Raw genomic sequence first — 23,681 nt, 5'->3', positions numbered from 1 at the left:
AATTAATATGAAAATTGATTTTAATTTAAATAGTTATGATTTTAAAAAAATAGACTCGTTAATTTTTTCTGCTGAAAATCGTTTAAATAAAATTAAGAAACTGAAGTCTTCATTAGTAATGAAAATTCAAGATGAATATGGTTATGAATATTTATCTGAAAAAACAAATATAAATAGTGAAGTGACCGCTAAAATAGATGAGGTGAATAAAGCTATTAAATTTTTTGAAGGTAATTTACTAGCAATGAAAAATCTTGCTAGCAAATATAACAAGGAAAATATCGGTAATGAGATTTTATATTTTGAGGCTAGTAAGTTTTCTAAGTATAAAATAGAGTTGGAAATAAATAAGCAAAATAAAAATATTGGTGGTGACCATAAACTACTAGAAAGTATTTTTGTAATCAAAAAAATCCCTCATGAGACAAAAGAGGGTATGTTAAATCATGAAAAATCTACTTTAGTAAAGATAAATAATGAAATAACCCATCTAAATACTTCGTTTAATAAAGTTAAAACAGGTATTGTATCTATCTCAATAAATTATCATAACGCTAAGCTAAAATCATTGAAAAATAGAGCATCTAAGTTATTAGAAGATGAACGAAAAATTGATTTACAGTTAGATAACATAGAAATTGAGACAATAAAAAATAAAAAAGAGATAGATGATGAAATTGAAAAATTTGTTTCGTCTATAAATGATTTGAAATCTCGTTCAGTACAGCTATTAAATAAAGGAAGAGCTTGGGGCTCCAGTTCGGTTGTTACTGATAAATATAGCCAAAAACAGATAGATGATTCGATGAGAATGTTAGAGGAAAAAGTTCATAAAAATGTAAAAGTATTTGATGAACAATTAAATGTGTTTAAAGGCCTAAGTGAGTTGAACGAACATAAAACTAATTCAGAAATAGAAGAAATAAGGTCATTACGTAGAAATATTTCATTGTATAGAGTAGAAAGCCCTAGCATAGCAAAAGATAAGCATGTATTAAATGAGTTAAGTAGGATAAGTGAACTACAGGAATCAAATTTACTAAAAGTATTAGACGAATTAAATCAATATATTGATAAGCTAAATATTGAAATGGAAAAACAAGGCGAATTAGAAGTGAATTCAGGGCCTTTTAAAAATCATCTATCTTTAAATATTAAAAGATATAATGAAGAAATGCATAGCATTAAAGAAACTATCAAAGATGTTGAACTTCACTGGTCAATTCGTTCTCAAAAAATGATTGAAAATCAAGATGGTAATACATTAGTTCAACCCGTAATTCAAAGCGAATTAATTTCAGAACGAATTACGGCTTTCCAATCGGCGGAAGAGGGGAATAGTGAAGTAAATAAAAACCTAGGGCAGGTAAGTCTTCTTAACCCAGTGGCACGTTGTTCTTGTGGTGGTATTGGAAGAACTGCATTCTGCTAAGTCAATCAATCGTTTAATTTGATTTTATAGTAAGCACTCAATATGGATGGAGTGCTTTTTTACTATGGAATGAGTATGTTATTTATGTAATTTTGAATCTCTTTTCTAGTTTACTCTATGATAACTATCACTATCTTTTTAGTGATTGACTTTGATATGCCGTATCAATCATCAGGATTTAAGTTTTTAATTTTAAAACTATATCTCAATGAAGTATAAAATATTACCTAATTAACTTTTCTAAGACTCATCATGTCAATGGATAAACTTATTGATTCACTTTCCTCACAAGGTTGGTATGTGTGGGACGATTTCATGAGCCTGCAACATATACAAACCATCAAAAATAGTATCCCAGATACCCTACAGGATGCACGTATTGGGCGCGGCGATACCTTACAAGGAAATAAAAGTATTCGTGCTGATCAAACTATTTGGCTAGAACCTGAAATGGGGGAGCCTATCGTTAATTATCTCGATAAAATGGAGCAGGTTAGGCAAGAGCTTAACTGCCAGCTTTATCTTGGTCTGCGTGATTTTGAAACGCATTTCTGCCGTTATCCTAATGGTGGGTTTTATAAAAAGCATCTTGATAACCCAAGAGGACAAGGGCGTCGCAAGGTAACCACTGTTTTATATATGAATGAAGCATGGCAAGCTGGAGATGGAGGTGAACTTGTTGTCTATGATAAAGAAAACAATCAATTGTTTGAATTGGAACCGCTTGCAGGTCGAATAATTTTTTTTATGTCTGAAGAATTTCCACATGAAGTGTTACCGACTCAACAAAAACGAGAAAGTATCGCAGGCTGGTTTTTAACAGAAAAATTACTCTAATCCGTTCAGGCTATTACCACCTCTTATTGAGGTGGCTGATAGAGATTCTTCCATATTTATAATATCTAATTAATATTATATTATTTTCTTTAAAATTTAAGATTAACTCTATTCAATTTAACTTGTTTTAATCGGTTATATCAGCCATTTTACTTGTGATTTTTCAATGTACATATAAAAGGAGCTTGTAGATGAACAGCGTTGATAAATTTGGTTATGGTGATAAGCAGATTCAACAAGGAATGAGTATCATGGAATATGAAAAACAATTAGAAACAGCATTTAATAGCTTAATGAATAAAAATAAGGGTGATATTGTACCTATTAATTATGATGTTGATCATTCGTCACTAATACAAACAACAAATTGTTTTTCTTCACAAAAAGAATATAGTTTTATCATTGAACCAAATTATTATATTGCTGAATGTCAATTTAATAATTCAATGTGTTATTTAGTGAATTAAATATTGTCTGGGTAGTAAAGCACAAAACAGTAAGGTAGATATCTTAAATTATATACCACCTCTTATCTGAGGTGGCATTGTTTTATTTTAAACGTTTAAATTCATTTCCTGAAAAAGTAATTACAGCGTTTCCTCTTTCAATTTGATAATGGGAATGATGACGTTGTTTATCCAGTTCATTAAGTTGCTGCGATTGATGTTCATTCAATTTCCATTGAATTAACTGTTTCGCAAGCTTTTTGTTAGCGTGCTGGCTGCGTTCAGATTGCACTTTGACAGTGATACCCGTAGCGACATGTTTTGCTCTAACCGCAGACGAGGTTTTATTAACGTGCTGCCCTCCAGCCCCCTGTGCTTTAGTAAATTCAAACTCAATTTCACTCTCTTCAATTGGTTTAATGGGAGAGAAACGGGTGACACTCAAAAACCAATTTTTACGTTTATGTCGTGGCCTAATTTGGCTTTGGCACTGCCATTGAATAGTGCCAGTCCATTTTTGGGATAGTATTTCTGCATTCTCACCCTCCAATGAAATTAAGGCAGATTTCAGTCCGTAGCGTGATGGAAAAAACTCAAGTGTATCGGCAATGACTGAAAGCTTTTTAGCTTCTTGGAAAAAACAAGCAAGTGCTTTTTCCACCGCTATGCAACATTCTTCAGGCCCCTGCGCAGAGGAAAACTGTAATAATATCATTAGCAATCTCCACTGGTTTTATAGGTTATAACAGGTTTAAGGCGTGCAACAACTTGGATGATGCCAATATTCACCATGCTTTCAATTACAGTATCAATAGATTTATAAGATTGAGGGGCTTCTTCGTAAATCAATTGTTTGTTTGCGCAGATAACACGGCTACCTAATACCGTCCTTGATAATTGAGTCGGTGTATATTTATGTGATAAACGCCCTTTACACTCAGCCCGCATCCACTTCCGTCCAGCTCCATGAGCAAGAGAATTCAGACAAACTTCACTTGGTTGTGGAGAAACGAGATAACTGTAATCACCTCGAGAACCAGGGATAACGACTAGCCCGCGATCTGATGGTGTCGCTCCTTTTCGATGTATCCACCCTTCAATACCATTGATTTTACAGGATTCAACTAGGTTATGATTAAGGTCGAGTACGAGTTTACCCTTTGACTTTACTTGTTGCAGCATACGTAAACCTATCATTTGCCGATTTAGTTGGGCAAAGTCCAATGCATTCTGATGAGCTTCCAGATAATCTTTTGCATCTTGAGTATTGTCTATAAGTCCATCATGACTATATTTTTCTACATGTTGGCGAAGGATTGATTGGCCTAAGCCACGAGAGCCACTATGCACTAATAACAGTAATTGTTGTTTATTTAATCCACATATGCTGAACAATTCTGGATTTAATATTTCATCAACGCCCTGAAATTCAGCAAAATGATTTCCGCCACCAATAGAACTTAATGATGACATAAAGTCATGTGATTGCATGTTATTTGGAACATGCTCTTCAAGCCATGACAAAGGCGCATGATCTGACATTTCAGAAAGTTGTTTTTCGAGTTTATCGAGGTTAACTTTCGATTTTTTAATATCAGTTTGGAACAGCGCCATTCCACAACCGATGTCATTACCAACTAGCGCAGGATAAAAGCGCTTGGTTGAGAAAAATGCCGCACCAATTGGGTATCCACGGCCTGGATGTAGGTCAGGCATGCCAACAACAGAGACCATATTAGGTAAGTTTGCGGTTGTTTGTAACTGTTGGATTGCTTTACTTTCAATCCATGTTGATTCTGTGGCGATATAGCTGACTTGCTGATCCACAGTATGTAAGGTATTGCCCATAAGCTATTAACTCATTTTTAATTGAAAAATAAGGTGAATTAGCAGGCAAAATTAAGAAAATAGATTAACTAACGAGAGTGGCTATTTCTGAGTGTGCCCGCAAAGAGTTTGATTAATTGTTGTCATGGTAAACCTCCTTGCAGTTAGTAGATGAATATAAAACGCTGCGGATACTAACGGTAACTTTTTTCTTTTGCAAGGGCTATTTTAAAGATAGCCGATTTTTAGCCTTTTTCTTAAACCAATATATAAAATCAATATGTAAATTAATTAATATTATACGAACTAATAATTAGATAATTAAATTTATATTTTTATTTATTCCAATGGAATTGAGCGTGAGTGAAATATAAAAGTTTGCTATCATTTGGGCGGGTGCTTGAGCCTTTCTGGTTCAAGCTTATTATATTGGATAAAATGTTTGGGTTAGAAATGGAAAAGCCCCGTTAGTTATTATTAACCAACGAGGCCCAAACCTAACCGAACAATTAGGATTGTGCCTCTTAACTATTAAGAGGTCAAGGGAAATGAGCAAGTTCGCAGTGATTGCGTTTGTTTCGGCGTGTATTACCGTGTTCGGTATTTCACTATTAATGCGGGATAGGCTTTGCCTAATTGTCATTAGTCATGGAAATACAGTTGTTCAAACAACGTTTTCTTACGAAGAATAATGTTGCTTTACGAGGGAGTTTATTCCCTCGTAATTTCCCGATTTAATTGTGAGTATTCAGGTTTGGAATTAAGTGCCCAATTAAAAACACCCCAAGATATTATTGAATCTTTGGGGTGTTTATTTAATTAGTTATCTAAATAAATAATTAAGCAATATGTACAGTTTTTCCACCAATAATTGTACGTAATACTTTTACATTTTCAATATCATCAGCAGGGATCTCAAATACATTGCGATCTAGCACGATCATATCAGCAAATTTTCCAGCCTCTAATGAGCCGAGTACATCTTCACGGTGCTGTGCATAAGCAGAGTCAATGGTTGCAGAGCGCAAAACTTCAATTACCGTCAAATCTCGGTCATTATCGAGTCTCGGTGCTTTTTGGCCATTAATATCGCGGCCACGGCGTGTCGCTGCGACTTTTAAATCATACCACTCATCGAAATCATCGATTGGCCAGTCACTACCAAATGCAACAACCGCGCCAGCATCGACAAATTTAGCGATGGGTTCAAGTTGCTCAAAACGTTCATCACCGAGCATTTTTTTCTCAAAAGCCGCTAGCTCTGGAGTTGGGGCTGCCCACTGGAAAGATAAACAAGCGATGGTTTTTAAGCGCGCAAAACGGGCGTAATCATCCGCATGGACTAGTTCATTGTGAGCGAGTCCTGGGCGAATATCTTTTTCTGGGTGCGCTGCTCGCATTTTTTCAATCGCATCTAATACGATGGAAACGGCACCTTCACCAACAGTATGCAAGTGAGGGTCATAGCCTGCTGCGGCAATTTTTTCCATTAATTCATCAAGAATTTCAGCTGTGAAATACAGATCACCATAGTTATCCGTTTCTACCCAATTAGGCGTGTCATCTGTGCCTTGATTAATGCGGTATGGCTGCAATAACGACGCTGTCATTGTTGGAAATTGCATGACACCATCAACAAACATTTTAATATTATTCAAGCCAATACCTGGGGTTGGTGTCCAATCAGCTTGGTGCCATTTTTTGGCAAATGCAGCGGCTTTATCCACGGCTGCCGCTACTGAAGCAACATCTGGTGTTTCATCGGGGGTGATTTCACGAGCAGCTTGGAAACGGATCGTAAGGTCACCACGTTGCTGTAATTGAGAAAAGGCTTCAAGCTGTTGTTCTGAAACGCGGGCGTCCATCACCATAGTCACACCTTGCTGGTTAAGTACTTTCTGTACTAATTCAGCAACTTCAATTGCTTGGTCGTCACGAATTGAAGGAATGCTATCGGCAGCACGCATAGCGGGTGCATCTTCAAGGATGCCATTCAACTCACCGTTCTCGTATTTGCCAATTTTACCATCAGGTGGCTCAGGCGTGTCTTTAGTGATACCAAATAGTTCGAGAGCACGGCTATTGGCTAGCAATGTATGGCAGTCATTTGAAAATAATACGACAGGGCGTTTTGTATTGAGCTTGTCCATATCTTCACGATACATATCAACACCCGCCGGGATCATTCCTTGACGTAGCCATGCAGTGACTTTGAGCCAATCATTTTCCCCGGTACGAGGGTCTTTATCGAGGTGATCTTGTACACGCTCTAAAATTTGCTCGATAGTTAACGATTCATAATTTAAATGACAACCGAAGAGTTGAATACCGCCCCAAAAAGGGTGCATGTGACCATCAATGATACCAGGCATCATCATTTTGCCTTCGAGATCGATACTCTCTGTTTCAGGGCCAACATACTGATGAAGTTCATCAGAAGTGCCTGTGGCAAGAATGTAACCATCACGAACAGCAACCGCATCGACAACGCGATTTTTATCATCCGCAGTATATATATAACCGTTAAAATAAATAACGTCAGCTAATTGATTATTCATTGTAAACCGTCTGTATCAGTGGTGCTTTGGTGGCACCAGAGCTAAAAAAACAGCGGGGAAGGCAAGTGCTCCCCCGTAATCATTTATAAGACTTGAAATGCTTAGTTAATAATCATTTCAGTTTCATCGTCAGAGATTGCAGGTGGACGACGAGTAAAACCATGGGTCAGCAGTGCTAAGTAAATTGCCCCTGCGGCTAGCCACCATAAACCCACTTTAAAGGCTTCGCTATCAAGGCTTGTCCATAACCATAATGTTAGGATAACACCAATAGAAGGCATAATCAGGCAAGTGATAATTTTTGTATTATCCAGCGGTGCTTTACGGTCAATGTAAAAATGTTTAATGACCGATAAATTCACAAAAGTGAATGCAATTAAGGCACCAAAACTAATCATTGAGGCGACCATGCTGAGTGAAAGCACTAATGAAAGCAGTGATGCTAACGCAACAAAGATAATTGAGTAAACCGGTGTATTGAGTCTTGGATGCAGATAAGCAAACAGCGAACGTGGTAACACACCTTCACGGCCCATCGCATAGAAAATACGCACAATACTGGCTTGTGAGGTCATTGCCGAGGCAAATACACCGATAACATAAGCGGTGATAAAGCTAGAAGCCATCATCGCACCACCAACTTGTTTCATTACCGCAAGGCTAGCAATATCGGTATTAGGAATGAAATCTTGCCACATCGGGTAAACCAAGTGCGCACCATAGGAAATGATGACAAATAGCGTACCTGCGATAAACACGGTGTATAGAATCGCTTTTGGTAACGCACTACGTGCATCTTTGGTTTCTTCTGCCATGGTGGAGATCGCATCAAAGCCAAGGAAGGCTAGGCATAGCACCGCTGCACCGGCAAATAACCCTGATACTTGTTCTGACATTACCGTAATAGGTGCCAATAAAGCATCAGTATCCAATACAAACGAAGTTTTAAAACTTAAGTATAGGAACACTGCGATAAATACAAATTGCATTAAAATGATTAGCATATTCATTGAGGAAACTAATTTAATTCCCAAAATATTCATAATGCTAACAATTGTGATGGTACTGCAAATAATCACATACATTGGGATATCGGGGAACGCTTCATGAACAAAGATCCCAATTGCAATGTAGTTAATAATTGGCAGAAAGAGATAGTCGAGCAATTGTGCCCAACCCACTAAAAACCCGAGTGTGCCGCCAAAGGTTTTTTGCACGTATGAATAAGCAGATCCTGAAAGAGGAAGTGCGCTTGTCATGCGGCAATAGCTCATGGCGGTAAAAAAGACGGCAGCTAATGTAATTAAATAAGCGATAGGCAGATGGCCCTCACTCAATACAGTAACTTGTCCATAGGTGGTGAAAATTCCGAGTGGCACCATATAAGCCAGCCCGAAAAAAACTAACGCAGGAGTGGTCAGTACGCGTTTCATTTGAACGGTATTCTGTTGCATTTTTAAGCCCTTCCCAAAAGCCCTTAACAACGTTAACTCTGTCTGAATGCACAGGCCGAGTGAACCTAAAATGCAGCCGTACTCGTCATACTTCGAATCACAACGTTGTTGGCTTCACTCGTTCGCACTAGTCACATACTTTTGTATGCTCCTAGCGACTCTCTTGCTTGCCGCCTAGTTGTGTTTTCGAATTATTTAGAGTCGTACTCGTCATACTTCGAATCACAACGTTGTTGGCTTCGCTCGTCGCCTAGTTATGTTTTCGAATTATTTAGAGTCTTAACGCTACATGGTTGTATTAAATTAAATCTTAGAGCCGTCTGCATTCAATTTCAGAAAACCTCGCACCAGGACATTTTTAAAATGAAATGTCATCGTGCGCACTTTAATGAAACGTCAGTGATGAATCGGACCATCACCATCCGCTGGGGTGAATACAAGCGGCGTACAATATAATTACCAAGTTCCTATTAAGCAATCATTAATTGAAAAAAATAAACAACTACTTTTATTTCAAAGAGTTGTTTGATGGATGTGTTTATTAATTGAAGTGGATTTAAGATAAGTTAAATGATAGCTATTATGTATAGAAAATCAAGATGAATTTTTTCTGTTTAACTTATTGATTTTATGTGATTAAATTTATTTTGTTACAATTGCGTATATATAGATAAGAACAAAAAGATTTAAATTAATTTTAATTTATCATGTGGTAGATAAAGAATTTACTACTTAATTAAATAGCCTATTTGCATTAATTAAATTAACTATTTGAGTTCCATATAATGAAACACCGACTTCGTTTAGAATATAAAACGAGAGTCGGTATTTAATATTAACGCTATTTACCGGCTATCTGAGTTTCTGTAAACAGTTAGCCATTATTTTTTTCTCAGTTTCTGCTGGGTATATAATGCATCTAATGTAAATAAAATTAATGCAACCCAGATAAACCCAAAAGTGACTAACAATTCAGGTGTCATAACTTCACCGTACACAAAGACGGCGAGTAAGAACATAATACTTGGCCCCATATATTGGAAAAAGCCTAGCGTTGAAAGCCTTAAATGGTTAGCTGCTTCTGTAAATAGTAACAGTGGCACTGTAGTAATTACCCCGGCAGCAATCAGAAGTGCATTCAAATGCCAATCATTCATTGCCATATCACTCGTTGGACTATCTGCAAAAAATAATAAGAAGATAATCCCGACAGGAAGCAGCCAAAGTGTTTCGAATGTCATTCCTGTTTGTGCGTCGACCCCTAATTTTTTACGTAATAATCCATAGGTGGCAAATGTAACAGCTAAACTTAGCCCAATCACAGGCACTGAGCCAAATTGCCAAAGCTGGATCAATACACCTGTTAGTGCAAGACCAACAGCAATCCACTGCATGCGGCGAAAACGTTCTTGTAAGAATAGCATTCCAAACAGTACGTTAACTAGTGGGTTAATAAAGTAACCTAAGCTAGCTTGTAGCATATAACCATTATTAACTGCCCAAATATAAATTAACCAGTTACAAGCAATTGTCGTTGCCGTTACACCAAGAACTAATATTTTCTTTGGTTGCTTTAGTACTTGGCGAACATAACTCCAATGCCGTGAAACTGTTAATAATAAAATCATAAAGAAAAATGACCAAATAATACGATGAGTCAGGATTTCTTCTGCGGGCACTTCTTGGATGCTTTTAAAATAAATAGGTGCGACACCCCAAATAAAATAGGCGCCTAAGGCACATAACACGCCTTTGGTAGTATTTTGCTGGCTCATTGTTGGCTCTGAAATTGAATTAAAGACTAAAAAGATACTTATACAGAGAGACCGAGCCGATTTAAGCGGCTCGATTTTTGATACCACTAATGTGACATTGCTCAGGTTTTTTTACAAGTTATTAGTTTAGTAGGTGACTAATTATTTATATTTTATTTCTATCCAACCAGATAAGTTGCCGTTGCTGTTGCAATATGCTGGTTGTTTTCGTTATGAAGCTCGCAGCGGGTAACGGCTATTTTATTGCCGTCTCTTAATAAGCTAGCACTAGCAGTAAAAATTTGCCCTCGACCGGGGCGTAAATAATCAACTCGTAAGTCGATTGTCCCCATTCGGGACATTTTATCGACAATCTCGGTGTGGGTTAATGGATTAATACGCTGCAAAATACGATTGATGCATACCATCCCCCCTGCAACATCTAAAACCGAAGCGATCACACCGCCATGTAAAATGTTCTGAGTAAAATTACCAATTAATTGTTGACGATTTTCAACAGTAAGCTGAACAAAGTCATCATTTAAACTCATTAATTTAATACCAAGTAGCTGGTTAAATGGCATTTTATAAATAAATGCATGGCTCATTAAGTCACTGGCTTCTTCTAAAGTATAAGTACGGTCATTCATCGTTTTCATCCTTTAAAAATATGTGAATGATAAGTTAACATTATGTGTAAATTATGTCTCTAACAAACGAATGAATAATCTTTCAACAGTTATTCAGTTTTGTGTGTAAAATAGGACAAACTTTTTTTGGACGATGTTGAAAATAGGAATGACTAATGCGCGCTTTACCGATTTTGTTAAGTGCAGTGCTCTGCTTTTGGTCTGCTTCATTGTTTGCGACTGAAAATACAGGTGTTCAGCCTGAAGAAGATGTCAAAAATACCTTGCCAATACGTGGAAGCATCATTTCAGGATTACTGCAACACCATGATAACCCATTTGTGCTGTATCCATATGAATCGAATTATATCCTTTATACCTATACATCCTCGATGAATAAAGAAGCCATTTCTAGCTACAATTGGGGTGATGATGCGTTAAAGGACGAAGTTAAATTTCAATTAAGTTTAGCGTTTCCATTATGGGCGGGTATTGCGGGTGATGACTCAATTTTAGCTGTTTCTTATACTCAGCGTTCTTGGTGGCAGCTAAGTAATAAAAAAGAATCTTCACCATTTAGAGAAACTAACTATGAGCCTCAAGTGTTTGTTGGCTGGTTAACCGACTACCAATTTGCGGGTTGGACGTTGCGTGAGATTGAAACAGGTTTTAACCACGAGTCAAATGGTCGTTCAGAGCCTACTTCTCGCAGCTGGAACCGAGTATATGCAAGGGCAATGGCGCAAAATGGTAACTGGCAAGTTGATCTCAAACCTTGGTACCGCATTCATGAAAGTGAAGGGCGTGATGATAATTCTGATATTACCAAATATATGGGTTACTATCGCTTAAAAGTAGGGTATGCGTTGGGAGACAGCGTGTTTACTACGACTGGGCGCTATAACTGGAATACAGGGTATGGTGGTGCAGAATTGGGGTGGAGCTATCCAATTAGTAAACATGTGCGTTTTTATACCCAGTTGTTTAGCGGATATGGTGAGTCGATGATAGACTACAATTATCGCCAAACACGTTTTGGTATCGGTGTTATGCTAAACGATATGCTGTAATGGAAGAAAAACTCAGCTCTCTATTTTGTTCTGAGTTGAATACCAAGTCATGAATCAACAACTTCGCTGCTCAATTGGGCAGCGGCTTGTTTTATCGATTGAGGAAGTTTGTGTCCACTGCTTGCGTCATTAACCAACTTTCATTGGCTGAACATGTGCTCAATAGTACATTCGGCTATCAGTCATTTCGCCCTGGGCAAGATGCCGTCATTGGGGCTATTTTGGATAACCGTGATTGCTTAGTGTTAATGCCAACAGGGGGGGGAAAATCCCTTTGCTACCAAGTTCCTGCTTTAGTTAAAGAAGGTGTCACACTGGTCGTTTCACCATTAATATCATTAATGAAAGACCAAGTTGACCAATTAAGGTTACATGGGGTTAATGCTGCGTGTTTAAATTCATCGCAAACGTCACAAGAACAACGTCAAATCATGGAGCAGTGCAGTCAGGGGGAAATAAAATTACTGTATGTTGCTCCTGAACGGTTGTTAACTGATTATTTCTTAAGCCAATTAGCAGGATGGAACATCACCTTGCTAGCAGTGGATGAAGCCCACTGTATTTCCCAATGGGGACATGATTTTCGCCCTGAATACCGCGCACTAGGCCAATTACGGCAATCATTACCTAATGTACCCGTGATGGCGTTAACCGCAACTGCGGATGAAACCACACGTGCAGACATTATTCGCTTATTAGAGCTACATGAGCCATTAGTCCATGTGAGTAGCTTTGATAGGCCAAATATTCGTTATACCTTAGTCGAAAAATATAAGCCTTTAGATCAACTTTGGTTTTTTATTAAAGGGCAAAAAGGAAAAGCGGGTATTGTTTATTGTAATAGTCGCAGTAAGGTTGAAGAAACGACAGAGCGCTTGCAAAAGCGAGGCTTAAGTGTTGCGGCATACCATGCAGGGTTAGACGCTGCCCAACGGGAGTGGGTACAAGATGCATTTCTAAAAGATAACCTACAAGTTGTCGTGGCGACAGTGGCTTTTGGGATGGGAATTAACAAATCAAACGTTCGGTTTGTCGCTCATTTTGATATTCCGCGTAATATCGAAGCGTATTATCAAGAAACAGGGCGGGCAGGTCGTGACGGTGTTGAAGCCGAAGCCATTTTATTTTATGACCCTGCAGATATGGCATGGTTACGTCGTTGTCTTGCAGAAAAGCCTGCGGGTATGCAGCAAGATATAGAACGGCATAAGCTGAATGCCATCGCGGCTTTTGCTGAAGCACAAACTTGCCGCCGTTTGGTGCTACTCAATTATTTTGGTGAAAATCGCCAGCAGCCTTGTGGCAATTGTGATATTTGCTTAGACCCACCAAAACAGTACGATGGGTTAGTGGATGCGCAAAAAGCGCTGTCCTGTATTTATCGTGTTGGTCAGCGCTTTGGTATCGGCTATATTGTTGAGGTTCTGCGTGGCGCTAATAATCAGCGTATTCGTGATTTAGGCCATGATAAACTGCCTGTTTATGGCATTGGTAAAGAACAAAGTAATGAACATTGGGTCAGTGTGATTCGCCAACTGATCCATTTAGGTATGATCACACAGAATATTACGCATTTTTCAGCGCTTCAATTAACGGAGGCAGCACGGCCAGTATTACGTGGTGAAGCTGCACTAAAACTCGCAGTTCCTCGTGTTTTAGTGGTAAAAAGCCGTAATCAACAAAACAAAATTTATCATGGCAATTATGATAAAAAGCTCTTTGCTAAACTGCGTAAATTGCGTAAATCCATTGCAGATGAAGAAAATATTCCGCCATTTGTGGTGTTTAATGATGCAACATTAATTGAAATGGCTGAGCACACCCCGACTTCACCTGCCGAATTACTGTTAATCAATGGTGTTGGCGAACGCAAGCTCGAACGTTTTGGAGTAGCATTTATGGCGCTTATCCAAGACCATCTTGAAGGTTATGAATGAATAGATAAGGAAACTGCAGGATGACGCCTGAAAACCTAAAAGAGAGTTGGCTGAATCGAGAAACTCAATTTTCTGCTTTTACAAATGGCCCGCTTTTAGATTTCTGGCAACATCGTGAAGAATCTCAATTCGTGGGGGTTGATGATATTCCCATTCACTATGTCCGTTTTATTCATCCAAAACATCATAAAGCGATTGTCATTTCACCGGGGCGCAGTGAAAGTTATGTGAAGTACCCTGAAGTGGCTTATGATTTTTATCATTTAGGCTATGATGTGTTTATTATTGATCATCGTGGGCAAGGGCGATCAGGGCGCATGTTAGCGGATCCTCAAAAAGGCCATGTTGAAAAATTCACTGATTACATTGACGATTTTGAAAAGTTCATTGAGCTTGAGGTTAAATATCGGCATTATCCAAAATGTTATGCATTAGCTCACTCAATGGGGAGTGCTATCTTAGCCGGGTATTTGTTGCGAGATAACGTCACTTTTGATGCTGCAACCTTATGTGCGCCGATGATTGGTATTAATTTACCAATGCCTCGTTGGATGGCGAGCTTTATTGTTGATAGAGCCGAATCTCGCGAAAGTGTCCGTAATGATTATGCGGCTTCTACTGGGAAATGGCAGCCATTACCTTATTTAATCAATGTATTAACACACAGCCCAGAGCGTTATCGGCGCTACTTACGTTATTATGCCGATTATCCTGAATTGCGCTTAGGTGGGCCGACTTACCATTGGTTACGTGAAAGTTTTGTGATTGGCGATGAGCTAATTGCGAAAGCGGGAGAAATTGATGTACCACTGATGGTGTTGGAAGCCAGCGAAGAAAAAGTGGTCAGCAATAAAGAGCTACAAGCTTTTTGTCAAAGCCGACAAAAAGCGCAAATAGGACGAGAAGAAAAATTACCTCTCATCATTGAAGGGGCACACCATGAAATCCTATTTGAAGTGGATGCATTAAGAGCGATGGCGCTTAATGCTATCTGTGATTTTTTTGAGCAGTATTAGTTAGGGTTTGAATATGAAATATCCTGTAGTTGCTTCCGATTTGGATGGGACACTGTTATCTCCCAATCATGATTTAACGTCTTATACAAAAGACACCTTGAAACAGCTAGTGACTTCCCAAGATGTGCATTTTGTGTTTGCAACAGGCCGTCACCATGTGGATGTTGCTCAAATCCGTGATGGTTTAGGCATCGACGCGTATATGATCACATCTAACGGTGCACGGATCCATAATACCCGCGGTGACTTAATTTTTGAGCACAATGTTGACCCTCAAATAGCTCATGAATTGTGTTTGATGGAATTTGATAACCCTGAACTTATCACTAATTACTACCATGGTGATGATTGGTTTATCAACAGGGAAAGCCCTGAACAAAAAGAATTTTTTAAAGAATCGGTATTTAACTACCAGCTGTTTGACCGCCATAATTTTGTCACTTCTGAAGTCTGTAAAGTTTACTACACCAGTGAAGATCATGACCTGCTGGTGGATTTACAGCAGCGCATTCAAGCACGCTGGCAAGATAAAGTGAATGTAACGTTTTCATTGCGTAGCTGTTTAGAAGTTATGGCTGGTGATGTTTCTAAAGGTGAGGCTCTGAAGCAAGTTGCGGCACTACATGGCTATACACCGAGTGATAGTATTGCTTTTGGCGATGGCATGAATGACAAAGAAATGCTGACTATGGCTGGAAAAGGCTGCATCATGCAAAATGCTCATCAATTGCTAAAAGATGCGTTACCACACATGGAAGTCATTGGTTCGAATAGTGATGATGCTGTTGCTCGTTATCTGAGAAATAAATACCTTAATAACGCATAATGTATTTTGTTATTTGAAATAGAGGAACCAGATAGGCAATATGTTTATCTGGTTTTTTATTATCTCAATTAGATGAAAAACGTAAGTTCCCATAGCGAAAATACAGCGAAACGTGCTTTTTGTGAAATTTAGGCCACTTTTCCTATTTTTTCTGACAAAAAGTAAATTTAAACTAGGGGGATAAGTGTTTCGGTCGATATTAATGGATAGCACTGTTTTCACAGGTTGCATATTGCACTGTTGAGGGTTCCTTAGGATGAAAAAAATTGCGTTAGCACTGTTGTTAGGCTCGATTTGTTATAGTTCTGTTTTAACCGCTAAACCTACCACTGCGCCAGCACCGGCGACAGCAGCACAAGAACCCTCGATTGAACAAATTACGCAGTTAGCACAAAAAGGTGATCCTAAAGCTCAATTTCAGCTAGGAGAGCGTTATTTTAAAGGTTTAGGTGTTTCTCAAGATTCTAAAGCAGCGGCTGAGTGGTTTATTAAGGCGGGGAACCAAGGGAATTCAGATGCACAGTTTCGCTTAGGTACGATGTTTGTAAATGGTTTTGGTGTGCGTCGTGATTATGACAAAGCGATGCTATGGTATGAACAAGCAGCGGCTCAAGGTGATACCCGAGCTGAAACCAACATGGCTATGATGTACGCACAAGGCTTAGGTGTCAGTCAAAACCTAGAAAAAGCGGCATTTTGGTTTAGAAAAGCAGCGCAAGGCGGAAATATACTTGCTCAATTCCAAATAGGCCAAATGTACTCGATTGGGAGTGGAGTTGATTTAGATGACGAGAAAGCAGTGTTTTGGTTTAGAAAAGCCGCGAAACAAAAGGATGCCAAGTCTCAAGACCGCTTAGGTGTCATGTATTCTGAAGGACGTGGTGTGAAGAAAAACTTGCAGCAAGCCTACGCATGGCTTGCAACTGCGGTGTATAGCGGCAACGCAGAAAGTCATCGTCTACAAAATAAGATTGCGGCTCAGTTAAGCCCTGAAGAATTACAGCAAGCACAAAAATTAGCGGAAGGTTATATTAAATCGTATGGTTTTAAAGCCAGCTAATGATTAAGCAGATGTGTGGGATACGATTTTGTATCCCACCAGTATGACAACAGATAATACAAGATAGCACCAAGAAAGCCGATAAAAACGATTGTTTCCCCAGCCTCGACGAATAGCTAGCTGTTGCTGTTGTGATGATAGCTTGCTACAAAGTACACGAAACCCAACGATATAAACCGCACAATACACTTGCCAAAGGTACAGTGTATTAAATGCAAAAGCTTTCCCAACAATTAATAAGATAATTAATGGAATTAAAAAGAATAAAATCGACCCAACACGTTCAAGTTGGGCGATCCTCAACATCACTAATTCGTCTTTTTCATTTAATTGTAATGGCATAATACGGCTTACAATTCCCCTGACTTACGACTAGGATTACGCCCTGAAAGATTGTTTGTCGCACTTTGCAGAGAATTATCACGGACATCCACCCTTGCTTGGAATGGTGGGAATGGCAAGGTAATTCCTTGTTCAGCAAAGGAAACTAAGATGTTTTGGTGAATTTCATGGCGCGCAGGTAACCGGTGGCCCATTTCAGCGGCATAGACACGTAATTCAAAAATCTGAATACCTTGTTGTAAATCAACAAGATATACTTCAGGTGCTGGGTTATCTAAAATCATCGTAGAGCGTTTGGCTGCACGTAAAATGGTATCTGTCACTAATTCACTATTGGCATCAGAAGGTGCAGGAATAGTCATGACAATACGTGTGATCGTGTCAGACAGTGACCAGTTAATAAATTGTTCAGTAATAAATGCCTTATTTGGCACAATAATTTCTTTTCTATCCCAGTCTGTCAGCGTAGTGGCACGGGTGTTTATCTTGGTAATACTCCCCGTCAAGTTACGGATAGTTACTGTGTCCCCAATCCGGATCGGTTTCTCAAATAAGATCATTAACCCTGAGATAATATTGGCGAAAATTTCTTGTAAACCAAAACCAAGCCCGACCCCCATTGCCGCAACAAGCCATTGCAGTTTTGACCACTCAATTCCTAACATAGAGAAGCCAACAATGGTCCCTATAATAGTTATCGTATACTTTGTTAATGTGCTAATGGCGTAACCAGTACCTGGTGTTAAATCCAAATGTTGGAGTACGGCCAACTCAAGCAAAGCCGGTAAGTTACGAACCAATTGTGCGGTAACGATAATAGTCAAAATGGCAATGAAAATAGACCCCATGGTGATAGGTTGTACGGTATCAACGCCATTAACCGTTGATGTCACATCCCATAAGCGAATATTTTCAAGAAAAGAGAATGCGGTATGTAGCTCGGACCACAGCCAAATCAATGAGACCAAGGCAATCATGGTTAAAATCGAACGAACTAACCCAACGGATTGGGTACTGATGGTATCTAAGTCGATAACCTGTTCTTCGATATCAATATTTCCTTCACTACTGGCGTTTGCTTGCTGGTTATCGTCCTCACCTTTAGCACGTTGAGCTAATATCTCAGCACGGCGTTGTTTCGCACGCTCGAAGGCTAATTTACGGCGCTGCATTGACATCCAACGGCGGATCGTATGATAAACGATAAGGATAACAAACCAAATGGCGACAGAGGTTTCTAAACGAGCAAGCAAGGCCTGTGAAGTTGAAAAATAACCTAAAATGGAGAAGAACCCAGCAACGATAGGTGCGAGTAATATCATCCACCATAATGCTTTATTAACAATATTCTCACCGGAGCCATGTCTATCTAAGTAGAGAGGGATTTGTGAGCGGCGTAAGTTGTTGGTAATTAAGCTAAGTGCGACACATAAAAAGATAAAGCATAAGCGGCCAATACTAGCTGCAAATTCCCTATCGCTATAATGTTCAAAGGTAATAATTGCCATCACGAGTGGAACGATGACAAAAATCGCCATTCGGTAATAACGCATCGCACGTTTAACAGAATCTTTGTCCCAACCGAAGTGAGAAATAAATAACCCAGTAGGGCGAGAAAAGGTTTCGCTGATCATAAACAGCCATAGTAAAGGTGTCGTCGCACTGACACCATAACCTATCGCCGCGGCCATGGGATATTGCCATGCACTTTGTAAGCCATAACCGATGGCTGACCACATCATAGGGAGAGGAAGAGCAACAATTATTGACCAAAAAATAGTTCGAATGGTTAAGTAAAACCGGTCTTGTGTCACCTTACCAATCCGTAAACTGGAGCGGTCAAGAAATGCTTGGTAGTGCTTGCGAGTGCTAATACTGAAAATGACTAATGCTATCGAACCTAAAAGATACAAAAATGTATCTTGTGTTGTCAGCATAACACGCAGAGCACCGGCCAGTTGGGACAAGGTATCCAGAGAAAGTAATTGAGTAATATCTGTTACTAACATGACAGGATAGCTGATGCTTATTGGCGGAACATCTGCGACCCAGAAAAGATAACGGTTTGAAGCATCTTTGACTTCTTTTAATGCATCGGTCAATTGCCCAGTGGCGACATTGAGCTTTGTTAGCTCTAACATTTCAGCATCGAGACCTGAAATTAAAGAGGTTAGTAGCTCACGGCGGGTTTTAATCAATGACTGATAAACTTGTACTTGAGCTGTATTGAGCTCATGCTCGCTTTCTTGCTCGGTTGTATCTATTTTACTTAGCCTATCGAGGCTATCTTCATAATTTAAGCGTTGAACGCGTAAATCTGCCATTTCCCGATCAAGCTGCTGGCTCTTTGGAATATCAGGCAAACGGGAGAGTTGTGTTCTGAGCGCTTCCCCTAATGTACTTGAGCTGCTGATCCACTGAGCTTGCTCGCGAATAGTTGTGAGCGCTTGTCGAGCATCGCGGATACTCGTTGAAATTTCAGCTTGGCTATTGGTGATTGCGCTCATGCGCTGTGCCTGAGCGGTTAATTCCTGAGACATTTTACGGTTAATATCAAGCTGCTCAGTTAAAAATGGGGTCAGTTCACCTTGCGCAGCCAACATCTCGGTATGTTCTAACGCTAAAATTGCTTTTTGTTGGCGTTGGGTATTTTGGAAATCACGCAGGTTTTGTAACTCAAGTTCCATACGTTGATAGCGTTTTTTGTATAACTCCAACGTAAGGCGTGAGATTTCTTGGCGGTTATTGGCAGAAAGCTGCGCCATTTCCAGTTCATTAACTGTTGATTTGCGAGCACTTACTTCGGCTTGAGCTAATGTGTACTGGGCATCGGCTAATGGCGTTGAGGGGGTACTCAGAGACTGAAAGCGCGAAGAGGCTTCAGTGAGTAAGCGTCTAGCTTCAGAAAGTTGTTGTGGCAGAATACTTAGTGATTCACTGATTTCGCGGCCTTTATCTTGCTCTTGCTGAGTTAAGCGGCTTTGATCGAGTAATTGGCTGCTAAGCTGAATAATACGTTGTTCAAGTTCACCTAAGCTGATACCCACAGGTATAGGTGCTGGTTCATCACTTTCATTGAGGATTTTTTGTCTTATTTCTTTGATAATTCTAGGGAAGTTATCAATGGCTTCTTGATAAGACTTGGCCTTTGCATCGGAATCACGTGTTTCACTCATCCAATTCAAAGCACCCTGTAATGCTTGTGCTATCTCTGCATCTTTGGGGTTGGTACTTGACTCAAGTTGTTTGAGCTCCTGCTTAATCTGTGCTTCATCCTGCGCTGCAGTCGGTGCTGCAACGGAAGAAAAAACGATTAACAGGCTAAGAAAAAAACTGATAATCACACGCACAGTGAGGAGCTCCTTCAAGGGATAATAATTTAATTAAGCGTCAGCAGGTTCTTCTGTTACTGTATTTGCAACAGTTTCAGCGAGTAATTCGCCCATACGAGTTGCATAACCGGGGATCAGTGATGAATTAAATATCACTTTGTTAGGTTCAAATAAATTAATCACCGTTGAGCCCAGTTTAAACAGCCCCATTTCCTCACCTTTCTTCAAGAAAACGGCACCTTCAGAGTCCAACTCAGGGTAAACCCAGCGCTTAATGACGCCTTCACGACTGGAATTGACGCAACCGCTCCAAACCGTCTCAATACTACCAACGATGGTTGCACCTACAAGGATTTGTACCATTAAGCCAACAGGGGTGTCAAAAACACAAATCAAGCGTTCATTCCGTGCAAACAGGTTGGGAACATTTTGTGCCGTTAATGGATTTACAGAGAATAAATCGCCTGGCACATAAATCATCTCTTTGAGTAAACCATCACATGGCATGTGTACACGGTGATAGTCACTTGGGGAGAGGTAAGTGGTAATAAAGTCACCACCACGAAAATGCTCTGCTAATTGGTATTGGCCAGCAAGTAACGCTTCAACTGTGTAATTATGGCCTTTAGCTTGGAAGATAAGGTCATCATTTATTGGGCCTAATTGACTAACTGCACCGTCAGCAGGTTGAGCAAGTTGGTGTTCTTTCTCCACAATTGGGCGAGCGCCTTCTTTTAGCAGACGGATAAAGAAATCATTAAAAGTGGCATAAGCAGTAAGCTCACTTTTTTGCGCTTCATTCATGTTCACTTTATAGACTTTTGCGAACAGTTTAATTGCCCATTGCGTCATGAAACCCGCATTGCGACTTGCGAACCAGCCTGCAAATTCAGTAAGACATTGTTTTGGAAGCATATATTGCAAGCGAATTTTAATTTTATCTAGCACGTTAACCTCTGATTTTTAAAGGTATGTTAGCAAAAGGGCGGCTATTGTACACAGTTTACTCGTCATATTTCAAACGGCCGCATCATTGGCTAACCATCATTAAATTATTTAGAGCGGGTTTAGCGTTAGTGAGTTATTTGTAAGCACTCACTAACATTATTTATCTTTCGCCGTAAAATTACCACGAGGTTTGATTTGTTCCATGCTTTCTAAAATGCGATGGTAGTTTTCAAAGCGTGATTCAGCAATTTTATTTGCTTCTACGGCTTCACGTAACAGGCAACCAGGGTCATCTAAATGTTTACAGTCACGGAATTTACAGCCGCCAAGGTAATCTTTAAATTCGACAAATCCTTTGGTCACTTGTTCCGTTGTTAGATGCCATAAACCAAACTCACGGACACCAGGGGAGTCAATCACATCACCGCCCAATGGGAAGTGATATAAACGAGCTGTTGTTGTTGTATGTTGTCCTAGCCCTGAGTTGTCTGAAACCTCATTAACTAAAATCGCTTCTTCGTTATGTGGGAGTAATGCATTTAATAAACTGGATTTGCCCACACCAGACTGACCAACAAATACAGATACTTTACCTGCTAGCGCGTTAGTAAGCGCTTCCATGCCTTCATTGGTATGGCTTGAAACTTCGAGAACTTGATAGCCAATATCACGATAAATTGTCATTAAATCGCTTACCCACTCACGGTTTTCGTCGTCGAGTAGGTCGACTTTATTGAGAACGATAACAGGCTTAATCCCGGTGGTTTCGCAGGCAACTAAATAGCGGTCAATAATATTCAGCGAAAGCTCAGGTAAAATAGCTGAAACCACAACAATTTGGTCAATGTTAGCGGCAATCGGTTTTAAGCCATCATAATAATCGGGACGAGTTAGAACAGAACGGCGCTCGTGAACCGCTTCGACGATGCCATTTACTTTGATATCACTTTGTGTGTTCAAGGCTGGTCGCCACACCACATTATCCCCTGTAACGAGGGACGAAATCGTTCTGCGCAAGTTACAGCGTTGGATAGTCCCGTCACTTGCTTGAATATCAGCATGCTGCCCAAAACGGCTAATGACTAAGCCTTCTTGCGCTTCACCTAATTGGCTATCATCAATTTCAACTGTTTTTTGCTTTTTAAGTCTTTTTTGATGATTTTCTTGAACTCGGCGCTGTTGGCCTTTCGAAAGTTTCTGTTTAGCCACCTGTCCTCTCTTTACTATGGGCTGTATTTTAGGGGGTTACTCACGCCTGTCACTGATGGCATGAAGAGTGCTATCATACCTTAACTTCATAGAATGCAGTTAGGGTATATCATGCAAAAGAATGAGAATAATTTAATTTGGATCGATTTAGAAATGACGGGGCTCGATCCTGTTCGTGATCGTATTATTGAAATAGCGACCATTGTAACAGATAGTCATCTTAATATTTTAGCAGAAGGCCCTGTAATTGCAGTACATCAAACGGATGAACAACTCGCTTTGATGGATGAGTGGAATGTAAACACCCACACTAATAGCGGCTTAGTTGAACGTGTACGCAAAAGTACCGTGAGTGAGCGTGAAGCTGAGTTAGCCACGATTGCGTTTTTAGAAAAATGGGTTCCTCAAGGGGCATCCCCAATCTGTGGTAATAGTGTTGGGCAAGATAGACGTTTTCTGTTCAACTACATGCCTGAATTAGAAAGCTATTTTCATTATCGCTATCTTGATGTCAGTACATTAAAAGAGCTTGCTCGCCGATGGAAACCTGAAATTCTAGCGGGTTTTTCGAAGAAAAATACTCACCAAGCTCTTGATGATATTCGTGAATCTGTGGCTGAATTAGCTTATTACCGAGAGACATTTATTAAAGAATAAATGTTAAATTAACGAATAAGCCGCAATCTTGAGCGGCTTTCATAAGCTGTTCTCTCCCAATAAGTTAACAATGTTAACGTATTGAAATCAATTTATTACAACGGGTGTTGATAAAATCACCATTGTGATTGAATTGTCAGCAAACGAATAAAAAAATAAAAATTTTGAGTGTAAGGGCTTGCTAGTATCTGAATTTTTCGTATAATGCGCTCCCCGTACCGATGAAGTTTTTGTTATTAAGTCGGCACGTGAAACATCCAAAAATGTGATGCGGGAATAGCTCAGTTGGTAGAGCACGACCTTGCCAAGGTCGGGGTCGCGAGTTCGAGTCTCGTTTCCCGCTCCAA

General features: G+C 39.6%; 20 protein-coding genes and 1 tRNA gene. 11 read left to right on the top strand and 10 right to left on the bottom strand.

Annotated elements, in window-relative coordinates; genetic code table 11:
- The first annotated feature begins 7 nt into the window (after positions 1-7).
- The 3 genes from SJ312_RS20915 (at position 8) to SJ312_RS20905 (ending at position 2,736) form a co-directional block, all read left to right on the top strand.
- Positions 8-1,432, top strand: coding sequence for a hypothetical protein (locus tag SJ312_RS20915; RefSeq protein WP_110591035.1), 1,425 nt, complete (start codon positions 8-10; stop codon positions 1,430-1,432).
- Between the two features lie 252 nt (positions 1,433-1,684).
- Entirely contained in the window at positions 1,685-2,269 is a 585-nt protein-coding gene (locus SJ312_RS20910; RefSeq protein ID WP_153673771.1) for a 2OG-Fe(II) oxygenase, read from the top strand.
- Positions 2,270-2,460: 191 nt separating this feature from the next.
- Positions 2,461-2,736, top strand: a complete 276-nt coding sequence (locus tag SJ312_RS20905; RefSeq protein ID WP_096864360.1) for a hypothetical protein — start codon at positions 2,461-2,463, stop codon at positions 2,734-2,736.
- Positions 2,737-2,818: 82 nt separating this feature from the next.
- On the opposite strand, the gene prfH is transcribed toward SJ312_RS20905, so the two are convergent.
- Positions 2,819-3,430, bottom strand: a complete 612-nt coding sequence (gene prfH, locus SJ312_RS20900) for a peptide chain release factor H (RefSeq protein WP_094962468.1) — start codon at positions 3,428-3,430, stop codon at positions 2,819-2,821.
- Positions 3,430-4,563 (bottom strand): RNA ligase RtcB family protein, encoded by a 1,134-nt coding sequence (locus tag SJ312_RS20895; RefSeq protein ID WP_319868318.1) that lies wholly within the window; start codon positions 4,561-4,563, stop codon positions 3,430-3,432. Before SJ312_RS20895 ends, prfH begins: the two co-directional genes overlap by 1 nt.
- A gap of 527 nt (positions 4,564-5,090) precedes the next feature.
- On the opposite strand from SJ312_RS20895, the gene SJ312_RS20890 reads away from it, so the two are divergent.
- Positions 5,091-5,234 carry a Hok/Gef family protein gene (locus SJ312_RS20890; RefSeq protein WP_110591039.1) on the top strand — a complete coding sequence of 48 codons (144 nt, stop codon included), beginning with the start codon at positions 5,091-5,093 and terminating at the stop codon, positions 5,232-5,234.
- Between the two features lie 147 nt (positions 5,235-5,381).
- Here the strand turns inward: SJ312_RS20890 and SJ312_RS20885 are convergent, their stop codons facing one another.
- From SJ312_RS20885 to SJ312_RS20870, 4 genes are all read right to left on the bottom strand, one after another.
- Complete coding sequence (locus SJ312_RS20885; protein WP_319868317.1) at positions 5,382-7,100, bottom strand: amidohydrolase; 1,719 nt, start codon at positions 7,098-7,100, stop codon at positions 5,382-5,384.
- Positions 7,101-7,201: 101 nt separating this feature from the next.
- Positions 7,202-8,554 carry an APC family permease gene (locus SJ312_RS20880; RefSeq protein ID WP_096864356.1) on the bottom strand — a complete coding sequence of 451 codons (1,353 nt, stop codon included), beginning with the start codon at positions 8,552-8,554 and terminating at the stop codon, positions 7,202-7,204.
- Positions 8,555-9,435: 881 nt separating this feature from the next.
- Positions 9,436-10,329, bottom strand: coding sequence for an EamA family transporter RarD (gene rarD / locus SJ312_RS20875; RefSeq protein WP_004906041.1), 894 nt, complete (start codon positions 10,327-10,329; stop codon positions 9,436-9,438).
- Between the two features lie 158 nt (positions 10,330-10,487).
- Positions 10,488-10,958, bottom strand: a complete 471-nt coding sequence (locus tag SJ312_RS20870) for a thioesterase family protein (RefSeq protein ID WP_096864355.1) — start codon at positions 10,956-10,958, stop codon at positions 10,488-10,490.
- 155 nt (positions 10,959-11,113) lie between these two features.
- Between SJ312_RS20870 and pldA the strand changes: the two genes are divergently transcribed.
- The 5 genes from pldA (at position 11,114) to SJ312_RS20845 (ending at position 16,846) form a co-directional block, all read left to right on the top strand.
- The gene (pldA, locus tag SJ312_RS20865) at positions 11,114-12,007 is read left to right on the top strand and encodes a phospholipase A (protein ID WP_004906038.1); all 894 of its coding nucleotides are present in this window, start codon (positions 11,114-11,116) and stop codon (positions 12,005-12,007) included.
- 110 nt (positions 12,008-12,117) lie between these two features.
- A complete protein-coding gene (gene recQ / locus SJ312_RS20860) occupies positions 12,118-13,944 on the top strand; it encodes an ATP-dependent DNA helicase RecQ (RefSeq protein WP_319868316.1) in 1,827 nt (608 codons plus the stop codon).
- Positions 13,945-13,964: 20 nt separating this feature from the next.
- On the top strand, positions 13,965-14,960 hold the full coding sequence (pldB, locus tag SJ312_RS20855) for a lysophospholipase L2 (protein WP_004906034.1): 996 nt from the start codon (positions 13,965-13,967) through the stop codon (positions 14,958-14,960).
- Positions 14,961-14,973: 13 nt separating this feature from the next.
- Positions 14,974-15,786 (top strand): sugar/pyridoxal phosphate phosphatase YigL, encoded by an 813-nt coding sequence (yigL, locus tag SJ312_RS20850; RefSeq protein ID WP_094962476.1) that lies wholly within the window; start codon positions 14,974-14,976, stop codon positions 15,784-15,786.
- Positions 15,787-16,042: 256 nt separating this feature from the next.
- Positions 16,043-16,846, top strand: a complete 804-nt coding sequence (locus SJ312_RS20845; RefSeq protein WP_004906030.1) for a tetratricopeptide repeat protein — start codon at positions 16,043-16,045, stop codon at positions 16,844-16,846.
- A 3-nt stretch (positions 16,847-16,849) separates the two neighbouring features.
- On the opposite strand, the gene SJ312_RS20840 is transcribed toward SJ312_RS20845, so the two are convergent.
- The 4 genes from SJ312_RS20840 to rsgA form a co-directional block, all read right to left on the bottom strand.
- Complete coding sequence (locus tag SJ312_RS20840; protein WP_094962477.1) at positions 16,850-17,188, bottom strand: hypothetical protein; 339 nt, start codon at positions 17,186-17,188, stop codon at positions 16,850-16,852.
- An 8-nt stretch (positions 17,189-17,196) separates the two neighbouring features.
- The gene (mscM, locus tag SJ312_RS20835) at positions 17,197-20,538 is read right to left on the bottom strand and encodes a miniconductance mechanosensitive channel MscM (protein ID WP_004906027.1); all 3,342 of its coding nucleotides are present in this window, start codon (positions 20,536-20,538) and stop codon (positions 17,197-17,199) included.
- 33 nt (positions 20,539-20,571) lie between these two features.
- Positions 20,572-21,468, bottom strand: a complete 897-nt coding sequence (asd, locus tag SJ312_RS20830; RefSeq protein WP_094962479.1) for an archaetidylserine decarboxylase — start codon at positions 21,466-21,468, stop codon at positions 20,572-20,574.
- Positions 21,469-21,624: 156 nt separating this feature from the next.
- On the bottom strand, positions 21,625-22,677 hold the full coding sequence (gene rsgA, locus SJ312_RS20825; protein ID WP_004906021.1) for a small ribosomal subunit biogenesis GTPase RsgA: 1,053 nt from the start codon (positions 22,675-22,677) through the stop codon (positions 21,625-21,627).
- A gap of 111 nt (positions 22,678-22,788) precedes the next feature.
- Here rsgA and orn point away from each other — a divergent pair, with 111 nt between their 5' ends.
- Positions 22,789-23,334 (top strand): oligoribonuclease, encoded by a 546-nt coding sequence (orn, locus tag SJ312_RS20820; RefSeq protein WP_096864350.1) that lies wholly within the window; start codon positions 22,789-22,791, stop codon positions 23,332-23,334.
- Between the two features lie 270 nt (positions 23,335-23,604).
- Positions 23,605-23,680 (top strand) — tRNA-Gly (locus tag SJ312_RS20815).
- The last annotated feature ends 1 nt before the right edge of the window (position 23,681 follow it).

It is taken from the genome of Providencia sp. CIM-Carb-044 (genome assembly GCF_033901115.1).
Classification (GTDB): domain Bacteria; phylum Pseudomonadota; class Gammaproteobacteria; order Enterobacterales; family Enterobacteriaceae; genus Providencia; species Providencia hangzhouensis.
Note: the sequence above shows the minus strand (reverse complement) of the source record. Positions and strands in the feature narration are given on the sequence as shown.

What these genes read in the sequence shown, in the direction of transcription:
- SJ312_RS20905 (WP_096864360.1), top strand. Translation starts at nt 2,461, where the DNA reads ATGAACAGCGTTGATAAATTTGGTTATGGTGATAAGCAGATTCAACAA.
- pldA (WP_004906038.1), top strand. Translation starts at nt 11,114, where the DNA reads ATGCGCGCTTTACCGATTTTGTTAAGTGCAGTGCTCTGCTTTTGGTCT.
- SJ312_RS20910 (WP_153673771.1), top strand. Translation starts at nt 1,685, where the DNA reads ATGTCAATGGATAAACTTATTGATTCACTTTCCTCACAAGGTTGGTAT.
- SJ312_RS20890 (WP_110591039.1), top strand. Translation starts at nt 5,091, where the DNA reads ATGAGCAAGTTCGCAGTGATTGCGTTTGTTTCGGCGTGTATTACCGTG.
- orn (WP_096864350.1), top strand. Translation starts at nt 22,789, where the DNA reads ATGCAAAAGAATGAGAATAATTTAATTTGGATCGATTTAGAAATGACG.
- SJ312_RS20895 (WP_319868318.1), bottom strand. Translation starts at nt 4,563, where the DNA reads ATGGGCAATACCTTACATACTGTGGATCAGCAAGTCAGCTATATCGCC.
- SJ312_RS20885 (WP_319868317.1), bottom strand. Translation starts at nt 7,100, where the DNA reads ATGAATAATCAATTAGCTGACGTTATTTATTTTAACGGTTATATATAT.
- pldB (WP_004906034.1), top strand. Translation starts at nt 13,965, where the DNA reads ATGACGCCTGAAAACCTAAAAGAGAGTTGGCTGAATCGAGAAACTCAA.
- SJ312_RS20915 (WP_110591035.1), top strand. Translation starts at nt 8, where the DNA reads ATGAAAATTGATTTTAATTTAAATAGTTATGATTTTAAAAAAATAGAC.
- SJ312_RS20880 (WP_096864356.1), bottom strand. Translation starts at nt 8,554, where the DNA reads ATGCAACAGAATACCGTTCAAATGAAACGCGTACTGACCACTCCTGCG.
- rarD (WP_004906041.1), bottom strand. Translation starts at nt 10,329, where the DNA reads ATGAGCCAGCAAAATACTACCAAAGGCGTGTTATGTGCCTTAGGCGCC.
- SJ312_RS20870 (WP_096864355.1), bottom strand. Translation starts at nt 10,958, where the DNA reads ATGAATGACCGTACTTATACTTTAGAAGAAGCCAGTGACTTAATGAGC.
- yigL (WP_094962476.1), top strand. Translation starts at nt 14,974, where the DNA reads ATGAAATATCCTGTAGTTGCTTCCGATTTGGATGGGACACTGTTATCT.
- SJ312_RS20845 (WP_004906030.1), top strand. Translation starts at nt 16,043, where the DNA reads ATGAAAAAAATTGCGTTAGCACTGTTGTTAGGCTCGATTTGTTATAGT.
- prfH (WP_094962468.1), bottom strand. Translation starts at nt 3,430, where the DNA reads ATGATATTATTACAGTTTTCCTCTGCGCAGGGGCCTGAAGAATGTTGC.
- SJ312_RS20840 (WP_094962477.1), bottom strand. Translation starts at nt 17,188, where the DNA reads ATGCCATTACAATTAAATGAAAAAGACGAATTAGTGATGTTGAGGATC.